Genomic DNA, 16,337 nt, shown 5'->3' with positions numbered 1-16,337 from the left:
ATGCGGGCCTGGTCGCTGTTGCTGAGGTTGTCGCCCTCAACCACGATCTTGTCGCCGATCACGGTGCTGCGGGCATTCGGAATGCCTTGCAGGAAGGCGGCGATCTCGCGATTGACTCGTGGTGTGTCGGATGGGACGACGGTGATCTTGATCCGCCGGTTGTGCCCGTCGGCGCTCCAGATGTGAAGTGATGAAACGCCGGTCTGGTTGGCAATGAGCAGGATTTCGCGGTCGTCGAGCACCGCGGCGGAGAGCACCTGACCATTGCCGACGGCAAGTCGTCCTGCGTTCGGCTCGGCAATGACCCGGGTCTCGCCTTCGAACATGGTGAGCTCGACGAAATTGGTGGCAAGCGCCGAGGGCAGCAGACCGACAAGGAGTAGAAGCAGAAGAGTGGTTTTGAGGTGTCGCATCGTTTTTTTTTGTTGGGCAACTATGGATTGGCAAAATATCGAAGGGAGTGGAGGCGCTTAATCCGTCTCGTCTCCATTGCGTGACATCATGTGCAGACCGTTGGTGATCGGTCCGCCGCCGTAGATCACGGGCACCGAGCTGATGCCGCCGCCATTTGTGCTTGGTAGCCCGAGAAGCGAGCGTGCCTCGGCGATCTCGGCAGACACCGTTGCGAGGTCACCAGGGGCTCGCAAAAGTGCGGTGACGCGTCCGATTTCGCGCGCGGCGATAATGCGTTTGGCGTCTTCCGGCGTGGTGTCGAGCGTGATGGTGGTGTAAGAGCGCGGGCGTCCGTCGGCATCACGCTCGTCGAGGTTTACACGACTGCCGGTTGCGAGCACCGGCACACTTTGGAGAAGGGCAAAGGTGAAATTGCGGTTGTCGTTGCGCACCGAGACGACGATGTCGATGAGGTCGCCGGGTTCGACCATGCCGGACAATGAACTGATCTCATCGACCGGAACGGTGACCGCGCGCTGACCCGCCTGCAGCCTGGCCGAGAAAGTGGGTGCGCGACGCCCCTCCAACTGCGCCCAGATAATGGGTTCGCCGGCCGAGGCAGGGTAGGCCAGGGTGCCACCCTCCGCCCGACTGTATTGATCCGGCGTGATGGCGCCGGAGTGGACCCACTCTCTCGGCACTTCGCGCACTGCGACCGTGTCTGGGGTGATCTGGGCGCCGCGGGACAGGTTGGACTTGGCAACGACGACTTGTACGGTGTCGGTCTGTTGGGCGCGTGCCTCGATTTCTGCCATCCTTTGCGACAGGTAGTTGCTGGCGGCCCAGGCAGCCAGGCCCCCGAGGATCAGCGCGACGAGAAGGACGAGCCAGTTCTTGCGTGGTCGGGGCGGTGCTTGAGTGTTCGTGGTCATAGCGGTAGGGACATGAAGGCGCTGTGCCGGTTGAAGGCGGTGCGCACGGCGTTGAGAAAGGTGTCGACGATCGGGGCTTCGCCGGCGAATGAGACGCCGACGAGCATCATCAGGACGAGCAGGGCCACGAGGTATTCAGTCATAGCCTGGCCGCGTAAGGGGCGAGTGCGAAAGGTTTTCATAGGCCTCTGGAGATGAGGGTAAGCACTGCACTGGTGGTCTGGTCGCGACGCACGAGTACGAGCTTGGCTTCGCCGGTGGGGCCTTCGAAGCGTTGCACCAGGGCATCGTCCGACTCCAGCAAAGGTGCGCCGTCGGGCCTGAGTCCTCGTTCGGAGAGCGTGTCGACGAAGTGATCGAGGTTGGTGCCGAGTCCGTGCGCGTTCAAGACGACGAGCTGGCGGGAATTTGTCTTGCCGTCGATCGACTCCATGTCGGAAAGCAACTCCGACCCTCCGGGCAGCAGGAAACCAAAGGGTCGATTGGCTGCTTCGCGTGCTGCGGGCATATCGGCGACGGATACGAGTGCCTCGACCAAGCCCTCGCCGAGCGGCTGCAGCGTGACGGTGATGAAGTGGTCGCCGCGTGACTGCGACAACACGGTTGACGACGCTATGTCGGACATTGCGACCCGGCCGCCGAGTACGCTGCGGTAGTGAGCGGTCAGCTCATCGATGGGTTTGGCGGAGACTGCACGCGTCATCTGCATCGGGATGCCGTTGAGCCGAATCTGTTCGCCGATGCTCTGGATCAGGGCGTCGCGAGGGTGTTCGACCGACGGCCATTGACCGCCCGTGGCGATGGCGGGCATCAGGGCCAGTGCGACGATGAGCAGGTGTTTTCGGCTCATCGTATTCTGTCGGCGGGCACGTAGTCGGGATCGACACGCCCAATGTTGGGCGGACTGGAACCTTCGAGTACCGAAACGAAGGGTTTGATCGGCGTCACCAGGGTCTCCAGATAGCGATAGGGGAAAGGTCCGGCGATGTTCCAGCCGTCGTTGCGGACTGCCGAGCGCACTGCAGCTGGACCGGATGCGCCCCAGCCGTCAACCAGCACCACGGTGTGGCGCTCCATCGACAAACCGAGTGAATCGAAGGGTATGAGCCCCGCGACGTCGGCCACATCCACCCTTACGCGACCGGTGTGCAGATTGCGGTTGTCCAGACCGAAGCTCGACGCGAACAGCGTGCCAAGGGGCTGAGACAGAGCCTGACGCTGGCTCGTGATCGCGACGTTCGAAGCGAATGCCGGCAGCAGCGGATCGCCGCGGTGGTCGAACCACAGGGGGTTGCGATGGGCGTTGAAATCGCCGGCGATGTCGCCAGCCTTGACCGGCGCGTCGGAGTTGCTGAAGAAGCGCCGGCGTACCTCGTCGGCGAGTGCTGCACCCGACTTCCAGCCGTGCAGACTCGAGCCGTGATGAACCGCGCCCTCGAAGGCCACGTAGCGGCTTGCGACCGCGGTGGTCTGTGCGAGATCGAGATACTTGCCGATCATGGGTACGATCAGGAACAGTGGTACGAGCACGAGTGCGAGTACGAGAAACTCGACCGTAGACTGGCCGCGGGTGCGGTTACGGTCAGTCATCGTCATCGTCGAACTCTTCGCAGCGATTGACTCCGGTTCGGGCTGCCTCGTGCGCGCACCAGTCGGTCATCGCCCGCATGACGCGCGTGTCCGAGTAGGCGCCTGGACCTTCGGCGCAGGGGTTGTGACCAATTCGCTCGGTTTCGTAGGCGCACCATTCGTCGATTAGTGCGTCGAAGTGGTCCGTGATTTGATCGGGGCCGTCGTGCGCGCAAGGGTCGGTGCCGGTGCGGGCGGCCTGCTCACGACACCAGTCGGTCGTGGCGTTGGGGAGCTTGGCCGAGTCGATGGCCAGCGGTTTGTCTTCCGGCTCGAAGAGTGTGCTCGACAACGCGATCGGACCCCGGAAGGAGACGACTTCGTCACGAAGCAGCACGGCTGGGCCGTCGCTGCCCGCGCCGATCATTTCGGCGCTCAGTGCTTCGTTGATGGGCATGCCGATACCTTCGGGCATAAGGCATAGGCGACCCTCTGCCGGAGGCGGGACGAGCGTGATCCAGCGACACTTGCGGCCAGCGATTTCCGTTTCGGGAAGATCCGGTGCGGTTGCGATCGAGTGTGAGCCGCCCCTCAGTTCGACAGCTTCGAGCGATTGAAGTGAGAACGCCTGCCTGATCAACTCGAGCGACGCTCTACCCAGCGGTGGTTGGTTGCGGCTGGACCAAGGCTGGGGACCGGTGACAGGATTGACCTCGCGTGTATGGACCGTGCGACTGCGTGGCTCGTGATGCGTGATCACTGTCGCTTCGCGCTGCAATACCTCGAGACGGCAAACTGCGGTGGTGACCAGTTCAGCGGTGCGTTTGGTGATTCGTGACTTCTGCAGCCCGGGGTGGTGATATTCGATGACCTCGAAATTGCCGACGGTCGCCGGATCTCCGACAAGTTGGAAGGGGCGGCCCAGAAGCTCGCACTGCGCCGGAGTGCCCTTGACAAGCATGACTGCAAAATCGCGAGCGTGCGGTGACGAACCCTGGCGCACGATTTCGAAACCGCCCGCGATGCGGTCGGCAGCGTGGGATCCAGCCGACCCCAGGGTCAGGCTTGTGATGGACAAGACGGCGAGCAGGAACGGAGTGACTTTCGATGGTGTCCGTGAAGAATGCATGGGTGTGGGGTTGAGTGTTATTGAAGCTGAAGACTGCCCTGACGAGCCTGGGCTTGAGCACGTTCAGCAGCCGATACCGGTGCGAGTCGCACTTGCCAGTAGGGGTTGAACAGGCTTCCGAGTTCGGTGCGGCCGGGGTGGCGGGCGTTTCCGGCGTCCGGACGTTCGAAGAACACCTCGACTCGAGAGAGGGCGGCGCTCTGGTTGCCGGAGAGGGCGCCGTCGTATAGATCGAGTCGGCCTTGGGGCTGGATGATGCTCGAGCCGCCAGAGAAGCGCTGAGTGCCCGCGGTCTTGGTTACGCGGATGGTGAGTCCGGTGACTGGGTCGTCCATGGACAGGGCTTGGTCGGACAATTCTCGGAAGGTGGGAATTGCTCCACCGCCCAGCGTTGCCGGGGCCGGGTCGAAACCGGAAGCGATGCCGTCCGAAGAGTCTGCCCGTGAGCTGGCCCTGGGGTTGCGCGTGCGAGATCCTGAGTACGTGTAGGCGCTATCTGCCAATCCGTCCTGCGAGAATGCGGTGCCATAGCCGATTGGGGTCTCGCTCCGCCGGCAGCGCCAGCGCCGTATCCGATAGCGATGAGCCGAGAGGGTGTCCATGGACTTCCAGCCATCTACGAGGTCGATGAGTTCGGTGCTGCCGCGTTTGCGAAGTTGGATGCCGTTGCAGAGGATGACGAGCCCGAAGTCCCAATTCCGGCTGCGCAGAAAGGACTCGCGACTGTCGTGCACAAGTTGTCCCATGCGCCGCCTGTCTTCGCGGGTGGAATAGTCGCGGGTGAAGCCTGAGAAATCATCGGAAATGGGGATCGGATCGACGACAGCTTCCGGATCGTTTTCGCCGGCCACACGACGCATGACGACCAGTCGATTGGCGAGTGCGACGGAATCGCCGGGGCCGTGCATGACCTGCTGTGACAGTGCGAGTGCCTGTATGGCCGCGTCATGCATTGGCAGGGTCGCCGCGAGCGCCGGCGTGAAGACATCCATGATGGACGCCACGTAATCCATGGCCGCCTTGAGTGCTGCGCCGACGTAGGGGATCAGGTAGAGGTACGGGCCGATGTTGTCGGCGGCGGTACCCATGTATTTGGACCACGACGCGAGTCCCACGGCCTGGCCGATGGCTATCTGATTGGCGATGATGGCGCGGTTGGTGTAGGCGTCGTAGTTCAGCACACGCGCTTCGAACACGCCTGCGCTATAGGCGACTGCGTCTGCGGTGTTGGTCAGGCGCAGCTTCTCCTGAACGAGCTGGCCGCTGTTGAACAGGTAGAACACGGTTGCCGCAACCGCGACGAGCAGAACCATCGCAAGCGGAAGAACCTGACCTGATTGGGGGGCGAAGCTGTGTCTTTGCATTGTCCGGATGAGTATTGATCCCCCGTAGCGTTAAGACCGAGGGATCAAGATCCTTGCTTGCTTACTTGCCTGCCTGGTTGACGTAGCTGTCTAGCGTCTGCTTGGTGTCGCCGGCTGTGCTGGCATTGTCGGCCGCGTCTTGCGCAGCATCTTTTGCGGCTGTGCCGTCCTGACCAGAGAGTTCCTGGGCAATCGCCGCGGTCTGGTTGCGAACGGTCTGTCCGAAATACTGATACACGGCGATTGCCGAGATGGCGATCATCGCGACGATGATGATGTACTCGGTCATGCCTTGTCCGCGCTGCATACGGTTCGAACGAAGGTGGGGGTGTGTCATGAGTTGCTCCGGGAGATATCAAACGGTACGCACAGAGTGCGATCTCAGGTTGCGACAGGGTCGAACGGAGAAGTAGGATATGCCAAAGCCATGCAAATAGCTATATGGACTAGGGCATAGGCATATTTGAGCGCTTGTATGCTAGTGTGCGAAAGCCTGGGCGCTACGTTGGGAGCTGGCGTCCTGTCGCGTTGCACCTCACGCAACCTGAAACCCTGGCGCGAGACGTTGCCTCAGACCGCGCGCTGTCCCAGTCGGGTTCTTGTGCCCGATTCAGGATTGCCTGTGTTCAGGAAGGGTTGCCTGAGGAGGGGACGTTCACCGCGTTGTGGTGTGCGCGTTGAAAGGGCATACTTGGCGGCACCAACCAGCTTGTTGTTACTTGATGAATCCAGAGACAAAGAGCAAGAAGGAGCCAGAGGGGGAGCGAGCCGGTGGTCCGCAGGGGACTACGCTGCTCGATACGGGCTTCATTGATGCGGAGATCGTTTCTCCCTCGGTCGATCGGGAGGGGGATGTGGATCGCGCGGCGCTTGTAGGTGTGGCCTCGCCGTTTGAGGGGCAACGCTTCGCGCTTCTGGGCTCCAAGACCACAGTTGGGAGACACCCAGGCAATGACATCGTCCTTCCTGACAATAGTGTGTCCTCTCACCACGCCTGGATCCTGTTCGACGACGGGGCCTATCGCTTGATGAACGTGCTATCAACGAATGGCAGCTTCGTAAACGAGCGCAAGACGCATGACACGGTGTTGTCCGACGGGGATCGGGTGCGTTTCGGGCGGGCCGAGTTCGTCTTCCGGGGAGCGGCGAGGGCTGGTAGCGGCGATGCCCGCGAGCGTAACTTGACCTGGGTCTGGCTCGGTGCGGTCGCAATTATCGCTGCCGCTCTGGCAGTGGTGATGGCTCTCTGAACGGGGTGAAAATGGAATCGACGCTGGGCCGGTACTCGCTGCGTGGCGAGATTGGGCGGGGCGCGATGTCTGTAATACACCGCGGCTACGATCCGCGTCTCAAGCGCGAGATCGCCCTCAAGACGCTGCGGGACGAGTTCATCGACGACAAGGGCTACCGTAGCCGCTTTCTGACCGAGGCTCGCGCTGCCGGTACGCTCAGTCACCCGGCAATTGTGACCATCTTCGATATCGGGATTGCCGATGGCACACCCTTCATCGCGATGGAGCTTCTGGAGGGGCCGACGCTGGCGACTTTCGTCGAGCGCAATGGCCCTTTGCCATCGCGGATGGTGCTCAGGATCGCCATGCAGCTCGCCGACGCGCTTGATTATGCGCACAGACGAGGCGTTGTCCACCGAGACATCAAGCCCGAGAACGTCAGCGTTCTCAACGAGGGCGGCAATGTGAAGCTGATGGATTTTGGCATTGCGAGGCTGCGTAAGGAGAGGGACTGTCGAAGCAGTACCATGGTCGCGGGCACGCCAAGCTATATGTCGCCGGAGCAACTCAAACGCACGCGTGTCGATGGTCGCGCGGACCTGTATGCGCTGGGCGTGTTGCTCTACTGGATGCTGTCAGGCAGAAGGCCGTTCGAGCACGAAGACATCAACGAGTTAATCAAGCTGATCGTGAGTGGTGACCTGAGGCCACTTAGGCCGATCAACCCCGCGACACCGGATGCGCTTGTTGAGCTCGTGCTGACCTTGCTTGCGCGCGACCCCGCTGATCGATTTCAGACAGGACGCGAGCTCTTTGTCGAGCTTGAGCGAATCGATGCAGAACTGGCGGAACGAGAGCGCAGTTGGACAGGCCGGCGGATTATCCCGATTCGCCTTCGTTGGGCTGCAGTAATGGGCTTGATCGTGACGCTGACTGTCGCGCTGGGTCTCGGGTTTGTTTATCAACGCCAGAATGAGGCGATGAACAGCCTCGCTTTCGATTATGGGCTCACTATTTCCGGCATGCTGGCTGGCGAGACTGCAGAGGACCTCTTGCTGCAGGATTACGTCGCAGTCCAGGTGTTGGTAGACGAGATCGCGCGGACCAGTGAGGTGGTCCACCTTTCGGTCAGCGATCAGCGAGGAAGGGTCGTGGCGGCCAATGAACCGGCGCTGATTGGTGAGTTGCGTCCCGCATTCGGGGAGAGCGCAGTTTTGCTTGAGCGTGATGCCCAAGTCGTCCGGCGCGTCGATGGGGCTTCCGGGCAGCCAATCCTGGTCTTCGAGTCACCGGTGCTTTTCCAGCACCACGAACTCGGATTGCTTCGGGTGGGGCTGTCGACCGATGCACTGGTCGCTGCCAACAAGACGACCTTGAGCGCGCTTGTGGCCGTGCTTCTGGTCACACTCGTTGCGGTGATCGTCGGGTCTTACGTATTGGGTCGCCGGTTCGCGCAACCGATTGAATTATTGCGCGGGGCGTTGATCCAGATTAGCCGTGGCTCCTATGAGACGCGAATCCGGGCGCGTCGCAACGATGAGTTCGAAAGAGTATTCGCTGCATACAACGCCATGGCCGATTCCTTGGAGGCGCGATCGCTATCGGCACGCTCGGACGCGCTCTTGCCGCCCGACGAGACCATCATGGAAGGTACGGTTGATGTGACCGAGATCGCGGACTCCATCGACCAAACCGAGCAGAACGTCGTCCCTTTGCTCAAGGCCTCTGCTCGAGGTCGCCGAGCCGACGTTTGAGTTCCAGTGCTCGTGTTCGATAGCCTTGAGCCGGTGCGAAATCGGGTGCGATTGCAAGTACCTGATCCCAAAGCGCTATGGCTTCGTCGAGTTGCTGGTTGCGAAAGAGGATGATCGCGGCTTCGTGATATTCGGCAACTTGCGCCTGATCGATGACGCTGTCCGCAGGCGTCGATTCAGGCGAGGTCGTGTCGAGTGTCGGTTCCGGAGCAGCACCGGATGGCGACGGTTGAGCAAGAGGTCGTGCATCCGCAGGCTCGATTGGCGGCGCAAGGCGGGTCGGCAGTTTGATGCTTTGTCCGGCGCGAAGCAGGCGCGGGCGTTCAAGTTTGTTGTAGCGAGCCAAAGCGACGAAAAGGGACTGGTCTCCCAGATGTCTGGCCGCGAGTTCCCCCAACGTTTCGCCTCTTTGTACCTCGTGGAGCCTGTAGTCCGGTCCGAGCAGTTCGACTGGATCCGCCTCGAGCTGTGTCAGCAGGTGCCGGGCCGCTCTGTTGCGGGGCTCGCGCTCGAGCAGCGCATGCAATCCATTACTGGCTTCGTCGTAGCGTCCGTCCTGAATCAGGTCGACCAGCTCCCTGAAGGATAGGGCCGGTTGAGAGGATTCGGGTTGTGCAATGCTCGAAGTCTCGATGGTTTCTGGTGTTTCCGGGTGTGCCTGCTCGTCGGTGGGGAGCGTTTGGCATCCGGCCAGGATCAGCGCCGAGACGGCGGCGAGACAGCGCAGGGTTTTCAAGTCGCAGGTCATCGGAATACGAGTGTGCTCAGTAGAGTGAGGGAGATCAGTATCGCCAGCACAATGGGCCAGTAGGTTCTGAAGGTGGAGGCCGTGGCGTGGCGCTTGGTGAACAGGGCGACCGTCACATTATCCGCATGCTCGCCTCCGCGTTTGGTAGCCAGTTCAGCGTAGGTCTGGCACGCGAGCTGTGGGTCTGCGGACTCGAACAGGGCCGGCAACTCGCGGTCATCGATGGCGCTCCAGAATCCATCCGTACACAGCAGAAAGCCGGTGTCGGGTGTCATGGCGATCTTGCCATGCGTCACCTTCGGGACTGCCGTGCTGCCCAGTGCGCGAAGCAGTTTGTTCTGATCCGGGTGCGTCTTTCGCTCTTCGTCGGTCAAGCTCCCGCTCAATACGAGACTGGTCAGTGGAGTGTGATCGTCTGTGCGGAAGACTGGCCTGCCGTTTCGCAACGCGTATAGCCTTGTGTCACCAACATGCGCCCACCATGCACCAGCAGGCGTGACGACCAAGGCAGCAATGGTCGACATCGGACCGGCTTTTTCGTCAGTCCACAAGCTGCGTATCTGAGCGTGGGCATCCTGGCACAATGTCTCCAGGAATCCATGGGGGTCCGTCGGCGCCTCTTTGTGATGGCGCCAGAGGTCTCGCGCTACTGCAATGACCGTTTCAGAGGCCTTCGTGCCGTCCTGGTGGCCACCCATGCCATCGGCCACGACCAGCAAGTGATTCTTGCCATTCTTGCTTGACAGGCATGCGTAGGCATCCTGTTGTTCGGCGCGGCCGCCAATGAGGTTCGCGCCGTACCCGCATGTTCTGCGAGGCATTCAGTCTGATCCGTATGCGTCATGCGGCGGGAGCCGGCGCTGACGCCAGCTTCCGCCGCAGTCGCTTACCCGCAGGTGCCCACCGCACCGCAGGCGGTGCAGAAGTCGCAGCCGTCCTTGCGGATCACCGAGTAGTTGCCACACTCGGTGCACAGCGAACCCTGCATGACGACCGGGTCACTGTCCTTGTGCGGGGCTTCGAGAATGCCCATTTCGCGGGTGGGGTAGCCGTTCTCGTCCAGTACGCCGAGCATCGCGTAGCGGTGGATGATGAGGCGGGCCATGTAGGCGACCGTGCTCGGGAAGTTCTGCTGGCGCTTGGTGCCCGGCACGAAGGCCATGAAGTCGCCCAGGGGCTCCGGATAGCTCAGCAGCTTGCGCAGCTTCATGCCGATCCAGGCCGGATCCATCACCCGCATGTCGAGCGAAAGGATGCGGGTCAGACCGTCGAGGGCCCGCGGGTAGTTGCCGGACAGCCACACCGAGTACGGGCGGGTGACGCCGTCGGGCAGCGTGATTTCCTTGAGGCCGAGGACGAAATCCTCGCCGGTGGCCGGGTTGGCGATGTCCACCGTCCAGGACAGGGTGCCGTCGGTGCCGGTCTTGGGCTCCTGCAGGCTGAACAAGGTGTCGAGCACCGGTGTGGCGCCTTCGGCTTCCAGCGCGCCGAGCTTCTCGCAGCGGTAGCGCACGACCTGAGCGAACGCGGAAACCACGCCCGGGAACATCTTCTTTTCGCCGTGGGGCGGGAATGGCATGTCGAAGGACTTTTCGCCGATGGTACGGGCGAGCGTCTCGAGCTTGAGCTCGAGCCAGCCGCGGTCGTTGGCGCGCATGTCCATCGACAGGGTCTTGGCGACCGCACCGAGGCCGCGGGGCTGGTCTGCACCATTCACCCATACCTCGAAGGGGAAGTTGCCCGCACCGTTGGATTCGATGTGGCCGACGAAGAGGGCGAATTCACCCTGCGGCGTGCCGAGCATGTAGGTCCAGGCCATGTTGCCGTCCGGCAGATCCGGACGACCTGGCCAGCGCAGGCTGGACAGCACCGGTGCTGGCAGGCTCTTGATCATCAGGCGGCGGTTGGCGTCGGAGAGTTCGACGTCCTGCGGCTGCTTCTGCTCGGCGGTTGGCGTGACCGACAGGACCGCGCCGAGCACGTTGTTCGGACGATACGTGGCCAGACCCTTCAGGCCCGCCTTCCAGGCGGTCATGTAGAGGTCTTCGAAATCGGCATACGGATAGTCGGCCGGCACGTTAACCGTTTTGGAGATCGACGTGTCGACATAGGGCGCGACTGCCGCAACCATGTCCTTGTGCGCCTGCGCGGAAATTTCCAGCGCGGTCACGAAGTAGGGCGGGAGCTGCTCGACGTTGCCACCCATATGCTTGTACAGACGCCAGGCGTAGTCCTCGACCGCGTACTCCTTGAAGGTCCCGTCGGCCATGCGTTTGCGCCGGGTGTAGGTGTAGGAGAACGGCGGCTCGATGCCGTTGGAGGCGTTGTCGGCAAAGGCCAGCGAAATCGTACCGGTGGGTGCGATCGACAGAAGGTGCGAGTTGCGGATGCCGTGTTTGCGGATCTTGTCCTTGATGTCGGCGGGCAGGCGCGAGGCAAAATTGCCGCCGGACAGGTAGAGGTCGGCGTTGAACAGCGGGAAGGCGCCGCGCTCGACCGCGAGTTCGACCGAAGCCAGATAGGCGCGGTTACGCATGAATTCGGAGATGCGGGTCGCCATCTTGCGTGCGTCGACGCTGTCGTAGCGCAGTTGCAACATGATCAGGGTGTCGCCGAGGCCGGTGAAGCCGAGCCCGACGCGACGCTTGGACTGTGCTTCTGCCTCCTGCTCCGGCAGCGGCCAGTGGGTGACATCGAGCACGTTGTCGAGCATGCGGATTGCGGTGTCGACCACCTTGCCAAAGCCTTCGAAGTCGAACTCGGCCTTGTCGGAAAACGGGTTCTTGACGAAGGGGGTAAGGTTGACCGAGCCGAGGTCGCAGCAACCGTAGGGGGGCAGCGGCTGCTCGGCGCACGGGTTGGTCGCCTCGATGGTTTCGCAGTAGTAGAGGTTGTTGTCCTGGTTCATCCGATCCAGGAACAGGATGCCGGGCTCCGCGTGGTCGTAGGTGGAGCGCATGACCTGGTCCCACAGATCGCGCGCGCGCACCTTGCGGTACACCCAGACGCCATCATCGAGCTGATAGGCGCCGGCTTGCTTGAGCTCGTCGATGGGCTCTGCCTTGTGGGTCAGCTCGACGTCAGTGTCGGCCTCGACCGCCTTCATGAAGGCGTCCGTGACCCCGACCGAGATGTTGAAGTTGGTGAGGTCGCCTTCATCCTTGGCATGGATGAATTCCTCGATGTCCGGATGGTCGCAGCGCAGCACGCCCATTTGCGCGCCGCGACGGGCACCGGCGGACTCGACGGTTTCGCATGAACGATCGAAGACCCGCATGTAGGACACCGGACCGGACGCGTTGGACTGGGTGCCCTTGACCAGTGCGCCCTTGGGCCGGATGCTGGAAAAGTCATAGCCGACACCACCGCCGCGACGCATCGTCTCTGCCGCTTGCGCGAGTGCGGTGTAGATGCCCGGACGGCCGTCGATGGACTCGGTGACCGAGTCGCCCACGGGTTGTACGAAGCAGTTGATCAGCGTGGCCTGGAGCTTGGTGCCGGCAGCGCTGTTGATGCGTCCGGCCGGAACGAAGCCCATCTGCTGTGCTTCGAGGAATCTCGCCTCCCAGTGGCCGCGGCGGTCTTCGGACTCGACTGCAGCGAGTGCGCGTGCGACCCGGGAACGGACCTCGAGAATGCTTTGTTCGTCGCCTTTGGCGTATTTTTCGATCAGGACCTCGGCGCAGATTTCCTGTGGGGCGAGGGTGGATGCGTCACCTTTGAGCTTGGGTTGGGCGGGGGTCTTCGTGCTCATGGTTTTCTCGCGGTCTCCAGATGAATGTTGTTCGGAACGTTGTGAAGAATAGCCCGGAATTTGCACAAATGCAAAAAAATTAAAACATATAAAAACAGGAAGTTACAGATTTCCGCGGTATGTCAAGAATTCTTTACGTACTAGATCTAGTAGCTCCAGCGACGTCATGGTTTTGGGGCGAAAAGCCTTTCGCGACGCGGAAAAGCGCCCGATCTGGCCGATCCTCGAGGGCGGCTTACCAGGCTTGGGCCATGCCAATCGGAGTCCCCGGGGCGCTCTTCTGGTTTCGGCTTTCGTGTTCGCTGTCGGAGGGGGAGAGGTAGAATTGAGATCGTGACAACACGGGAGTCCGACGTGCCCCACATCGCACAAGCCGCAGAGTCCGTGATCACCAAGCACGGACGGGACGCCACCAGGCTGCTGCAGATCCTGATCGACTTGCAGCAGGCACTCGGTTACTTGCCGCCGGCCGGCATTTCGGCCGTGGCAGCCGGTCTTGATCTGCCACGTGCGCGGGTAGAGGGGGTAGCCGGATTCTACAGTTTTCTTCACCTGGAACCGGTGGGCGAATACCGCATTCTGTTCTCGGATAACATCACCGACCGAATGCTGGGCAGCCTTGAGTTGCGCGACGCCTTGTGTCGCAAGCTGTGGGTCGAGCAGGGCAAGCTGTCCGAGGATGGCCTGATCAGCATCGACGTGACCTCCTGCACCGGCATGTGCGACCAGGGGCCAGCGATGCTGGTCAATGGTTTGCCGATCACCCGGGTGGATCACCAGCGTATCAACGAAATCGCCGAGCTGGTGCGGACGCGGGTGCCGCTTTCTGCCTGGCCACGGGCCTTTTTTCACGTGGACGACAACATCCGCCGGCGTGATGCCTTGCTTGGGCAGAGTTTCGTGTCCGGAAGCGCGATCGAAGCCGCGATTCGTCTCGGGCGTGACCAGTGGATTGACGAGATGCGGGCCTCCCGGCTGCGTGGGCGCGGCGGGGCTGGTTTCACGACCTGCGTCAAATGGGAGGCATGTCGGGACGCTCCGGGATCTGACAAGGTCGTGGTGTGCAACGCGGACGAGGGTGAGCCCGGTACGTTCAAGGACAGGGTGCTGCTCACGCGATGCGCGGACCGGGTTTTCGAAGGAATGGTGCTGGCGGCCTGGGCAACCGGCGCTAACCGGGGTTTCATGTATCTGCGCGGCGAGTATGCATACCTCAGACCGGCTCTCGAGGCCGAGCTGGCACGCATGCGCGCTGCCGGGTTGCTCGGCCGCACTATCCTCGGCGAGGCGGGTTTCGACTTCGACATCGAGATCCATCTCGGCGCAGGCGCCTACGTGTGCGGCGAAGAAAGCGCACTCATCGAATCCCTCGAGGGCAAGCGTGGAACGCCGCGAATCAGGCCGCCGTTTCCGGTGACCCATGGTTATCTTGGTCGTCCAACGGTGGTGAATAACGTCGAGACCCTGACAAAGACGACGCTGATCGCGCTGGGCGGTGGGGCCGCGTTCGCCGCCACCGGGACCGCGCAATCGACCGGTACCAAGCTGTTGTCGGTTTCGGGCGACTGCGCGTTTCCGGGCATTTACGAGTATCCGTTCGGCGTGCGTATCGACCGGGTGCTCGAGGACTGCGGCGCCGGGGATGCCCACATGGTCCAGGTCGGCGGCGCCTCGGGAGTAACCATCGCGGGCTACGAGTTCTCGCGCTCGATCGCCTTCGAGGATGTACCCAGCGCGGGTGCCTTCATGGTGTTCGATTCCAGTCGCGACCCCTTCGACGTGGCACACAATTTCGTCGACTTCTTCACCCACGAGAGCTGCGGGTTCTGCACGCCGTGTCGTATCGGCACCTCGCTGCTCAAGGGCTACATGGACAAGCTCGCCCGTGGCTATGGTGCCAAGAAGGATCTGGCCGACATCGAGTGGATCAACCGTCTGCTGCGCAACACCAGTCACTGCGGGTTGGGCTCGACCGCCCCGAATCCGGTGGTGGACACCTTGGCCAAGTTCCGGCCAGCCTATGAGCGACGGTTGAGGACGCTGGACTTCGAACCGGCCTTCGATCTCGACGCAGCGCTGGCGGCCGCCCGCAGGATCACCGGGCGCGACGACCCGGCGGCACACCTCGACAGCGGTGACAAACAGCACACGGAGGGGGAACGATGAGCGGCCATTTCATGTTCGACGGCAGGCCGGTGCCCTTCGAGGCCGGCCAGACGATTCTTGAGGCCGCACGTGCGGCCGGCCATTACATACCCCATCTGTGCTGGCATCCGGATTTTCCGCCTCACGGCTCGTGCAAGCTGTGCATGGTCAAGGTCGGCGGGCGTCACGTCTCCTCCTGCGCGCTGGAAGCCAAGGAAGGCATGGAGGTCGAGAGCAATACGCCCGAAATGAATGGCGAGCGTCGCGCGCTGCTGCAGATGCTCTTCGTCGAGGGCAATCACTTCTGCCCGAGCTGCGAGAAGAGCGGCAACTGCCAGCTACAGGCCCAGGCTTACGAACTGGAAATGACGAGTGCCCGCTTCGATCACTTTTTTCCGGTGCGCCCGGTCGATGCATCACACCCCGATATTCTGCTCGACTTCAACCGCTGCATCTTCTGCGAGCTGTGCGTTCGCGCGAGCCGTGACGTCGACGGCAAGAGCGTCTTTGCGCTTACCAATCGCGGTATCCACAAGCATCTCGTGGTCAATGCCGAGTCCGGACAGCTCGGGGATACTGATTTCTCGGCCGACGATCTCGCGGCCAACATCTGCCCGGTGGGAGTCATCCTCCACAAACGCGTCGGTTTCGAAGTGCCGATCGGCGAACGCACCTACGATGAGGTGCCGATCTCGGTGGTGTCGATGCGTGACAAGGGGAGTAAGCCATGAGCCAATTGGACAAAAAACCCCGCCTGAGAGTCGCGACGACCTCGCTCGCCGGTTGCTTCGGCTGTCACATGTCTTTTCTCGACATCGACGAGCATCTGTTCGAGCTTGCCAGGCTGGTCGAGTTTGACCGTTCTCCTCTCACCGACATCAAGGAGTGTGGGCCCTGCGACATCGGCCTGATCGAGGGCGGAGTGTGCAATGCCGAGAACGTTCATGTGCTGCGGGCGTTCCGCGCCAACTGCAAGACCCTGGTCGCCGTCGGCGCCTGCGCGATCAACGGCGGGTTGCCGGCCCAGCGCAATCATCTGGAGCTCGAGGCGTGCTTGCGCGAGGTGTATGAACATCGGGAGGGCATGGACGCCCCCGGCGTACCGAACGACCCGGAACTGCCCTTGTTGCTGGACAAGGTGCATCCGATCCACGAGATCGTGCGTGTCGACTATTTCATCCCCGGATGCCCGCCATCGGGCGAGACCATCTGGAAGTTTCTCTCCGATCTGATTGCCGGGCGCACGCCGCGGCTTTCGCACGAACTGCTGCGCTTCGATTGAGTGCCATCGGAGTGAGACCGACCGAGAAGAACGTC

General features: G+C 62.0%; 16 protein-coding genes. 5 read left to right on the top strand and 11 right to left on the bottom strand.

What is annotated here, in order from left to right:
• The 8 genes from GPA21_RS06705 to GPA21_RS06670 form a co-directional block, all read right to left on the bottom strand.
• Positions 1-413: pilus assembly protein N-terminal domain-containing protein (locus GPA21_RS06705; protein WP_211163461.1), on the bottom strand; the 413-nt coding region annotated here is incomplete at its 3' end.
• Positions 414-470: 57 nt separating this feature from the next.
• A complete protein-coding gene (gene cpaB / locus GPA21_RS06700; protein ID WP_168987444.1) occupies positions 471-1,325 on the bottom strand; it encodes a Flp pilus assembly protein CpaB in 855 nt (284 codons plus the stop codon).
• Positions 1,322-1,468, bottom strand: a complete 147-nt coding sequence (locus GPA21_RS06695; protein WP_246261803.1) for a hypothetical protein — start codon at positions 1,466-1,468, stop codon at positions 1,322-1,324. Before GPA21_RS06695 ends, cpaB begins: the two co-directional genes overlap by 4 nt.
• Positions 1,469-1,503: 35 nt before the next feature.
• Positions 1,504-2,175 carry a hypothetical protein gene (locus GPA21_RS06690; protein WP_168987442.1) on the bottom strand — a complete coding sequence of 224 codons (672 nt, stop codon included), beginning with the start codon at positions 2,173-2,175 and terminating at the stop codon, positions 1,504-1,506.
• The gene (locus GPA21_RS06685; RefSeq protein ID WP_168987441.1) at positions 2,172-2,921 is read right to left on the bottom strand and encodes a hypothetical protein; all 750 of its coding nucleotides are present in this window, start codon (positions 2,919-2,921) and stop codon (positions 2,172-2,174) included. Before GPA21_RS06685 ends, GPA21_RS06690 begins: the two co-directional genes overlap by 4 nt.
• Complete coding sequence (locus GPA21_RS06680) at positions 2,908-4,023, bottom strand: hypothetical protein (protein WP_168987440.1); 1,116 nt, start codon at positions 4,021-4,023, stop codon at positions 2,908-2,910. The genes GPA21_RS06685 and GPA21_RS06680 overlap by 14 nt, the downstream gene beginning before the upstream one ends.
• A 17-nt stretch (positions 4,024-4,040) precedes the next feature.
• Positions 4,041-5,336 (bottom strand): hypothetical protein, encoded by a 1,296-nt coding sequence (locus GPA21_RS06675; RefSeq protein ID WP_246261802.1) that lies wholly within the window; start codon positions 5,334-5,336, stop codon positions 4,041-4,043.
• 112 nt (positions 5,337-5,448) lie between these two features.
• Positions 5,449-5,676, bottom strand: coding sequence for a hypothetical protein (locus tag GPA21_RS06670; protein ID WP_168987438.1), 228 nt, complete (start codon positions 5,674-5,676; stop codon positions 5,449-5,451).
• Between the two features lie 433 nt (positions 5,677-6,109).
• Here GPA21_RS06670 and GPA21_RS06665 point away from each other — a divergent pair, with 433 nt between their 5' ends.
• Positions 6,110-6,637, top strand: coding sequence for an FHA domain-containing protein (locus GPA21_RS06665; protein WP_168987437.1), 528 nt, complete (start codon positions 6,110-6,112; stop codon positions 6,635-6,637).
• An 11-nt stretch (positions 6,638-6,648) separates the two neighbouring features.
• On the top strand, positions 6,649-8,373 hold the full coding sequence (locus GPA21_RS06660; RefSeq protein WP_211163460.1) for a serine/threonine-protein kinase: 1,725 nt from the start codon (positions 6,649-6,651) through the stop codon (positions 8,371-8,373).
• On the opposite strand, the gene GPA21_RS06655 is transcribed toward GPA21_RS06660, so the two are convergent.
• The 3 genes from GPA21_RS06655 to GPA21_RS06645 form a co-directional block, all read right to left on the bottom strand.
• A complete protein-coding gene (locus GPA21_RS06655; RefSeq protein ID WP_168987435.1) occupies positions 8,336-9,109 on the bottom strand; it encodes a LysM peptidoglycan-binding domain-containing protein in 774 nt (257 codons plus the stop codon). The genes GPA21_RS06660 and GPA21_RS06655 overlap by 38 nt on opposite strands.
• Before the next feature lie 8 nt (positions 9,110-9,117).
• Positions 9,118-9,942 carry a PP2C family protein-serine/threonine phosphatase gene (locus tag GPA21_RS06650; RefSeq protein ID WP_168987434.1) on the bottom strand — a complete coding sequence of 275 codons (825 nt, stop codon included), beginning with the start codon at positions 9,940-9,942 and terminating at the stop codon, positions 9,118-9,120.
• 65 nt (positions 9,943-10,007) lie between these two features.
• Positions 10,008-12,875, bottom strand: coding sequence for an adenosylcobalamin-dependent ribonucleoside-diphosphate reductase (locus GPA21_RS06645; RefSeq protein WP_168987433.1), 2,868 nt, complete (start codon positions 12,873-12,875; stop codon positions 10,008-10,010).
• A 363-nt stretch (positions 12,876-13,238) separates the two neighbouring features.
• On the opposite strand from GPA21_RS06645, the gene GPA21_RS06640 reads away from it, so the two are divergent.
• Genes GPA21_RS06640 through GPA21_RS06630 form a run of 3 tightly spaced genes read left to right on the top strand, consistent with a single transcriptional unit; the run spans position 13,239 to position 16,302 of the window.
• The gene (locus tag GPA21_RS06640; protein ID WP_339379846.1) at positions 13,239-15,041 is read left to right on the top strand and encodes an NAD(P)H-dependent oxidoreductase subunit E; all 1,803 of its coding nucleotides are present in this window, start codon (positions 13,239-13,241) and stop codon (positions 15,039-15,041) included.
• The gene (locus tag GPA21_RS06635; RefSeq protein WP_168987431.1) at positions 15,038-15,751 is read left to right on the top strand and encodes a 2Fe-2S iron-sulfur cluster-binding protein; all 714 of its coding nucleotides are present in this window, start codon (positions 15,038-15,040) and stop codon (positions 15,749-15,751) included. The genes GPA21_RS06640 and GPA21_RS06635 overlap by 4 nt, the downstream gene beginning before the upstream one ends.
• Complete coding sequence (locus tag GPA21_RS06630; protein ID WP_168987430.1) at positions 15,748-16,302, top strand: NADH-quinone oxidoreductase subunit B family protein; 555 nt, start codon at positions 15,748-15,750, stop codon at positions 16,300-16,302. The genes GPA21_RS06635 and GPA21_RS06630 overlap by 4 nt, the downstream gene beginning before the upstream one ends.
• Positions 16,303-16,337 lie beyond the last annotated feature (35 nt).

Origin of the sequence: Azoarcus taiwanensis (assembly GCF_012910885.1) — a bacterium.
Taxonomy (GTDB): domain Bacteria; phylum Pseudomonadota; class Gammaproteobacteria; order Burkholderiales; family Rhodocyclaceae; genus Azoarcus_F; species Azoarcus_F taiwanensis.
Note: the sequence above shows the minus strand (reverse complement) of the source record. Positions and strands in the feature narration are given on the sequence as shown.

Coding starts and splice junctions, on each gene's coding strand:
- cpaB (WP_168987444.1), bottom strand. CDS start 1,325: ATGACCACGAACACTCAAGCACCGCCCCGACCACGCAAGAACTGGCTC.
- GPA21_RS06695 (WP_246261803.1), bottom strand. CDS start 1,468: ATGACTGAATACCTCGTGGCCCTGCTCGTCCTGATGATGCTCGTCGGC.
- GPA21_RS06690 (WP_168987442.1), bottom strand. CDS start 2,175: ATGAGCCGAAAACACCTGCTCATCGTCGCACTGGCCCTGATGCCCGCC.
- GPA21_RS06685 (WP_168987441.1), bottom strand. CDS start 2,921: ATGACGATGACTGACCGTAACCGCACCCGCGGCCAGTCTACGGTCGAG.
- GPA21_RS06680 (WP_168987440.1), bottom strand. CDS start 4,023: ATGCATTCTTCACGGACACCATCGAAAGTCACTCCGTTCCTGCTCGCC.
- GPA21_RS06675 (WP_246261802.1), bottom strand. CDS start 5,336: ATGGTTCTGCTCGTCGCGGTTGCGGCAACCGTGTTCTACCTGTTCAAC.
- GPA21_RS06670 (WP_168987438.1), bottom strand. CDS start 5,676: ATGACCGAGTACATCATCATCGTCGCGATGATCGCCATCTCGGCAATC.
- GPA21_RS06665 (WP_168987437.1), top strand. CDS start 6,110: ATGAATCCAGAGACAAAGAGCAAGAAGGAGCCAGAGGGGGAGCGAGCC.
- GPA21_RS06660 (WP_211163460.1), top strand. CDS start 6,649: ATGGAATCGACGCTGGGCCGGTACTCGCTGCGTGGCGAGATTGGGCGG.
- GPA21_RS06650 (WP_168987434.1), bottom strand. CDS start 9,942: ATGCCTCGCAGAACATGCGGGTACGGCGCGAACCTCATTGGCGGCCGC.
- GPA21_RS06645 (WP_168987433.1), bottom strand. CDS start 12,875: ATGAGCACGAAGACCCCCGCCCAACCCAAGCTCAAAGGTGACGCATCC.
- GPA21_RS06635 (WP_168987431.1), top strand. CDS start 15,038: ATGAGCGGCCATTTCATGTTCGACGGCAGGCCGGTGCCCTTCGAGGCC.
- GPA21_RS06630 (WP_168987430.1), top strand. CDS start 15,748: ATGAGCCAATTGGACAAAAAACCCCGCCTGAGAGTCGCGACGACCTCG.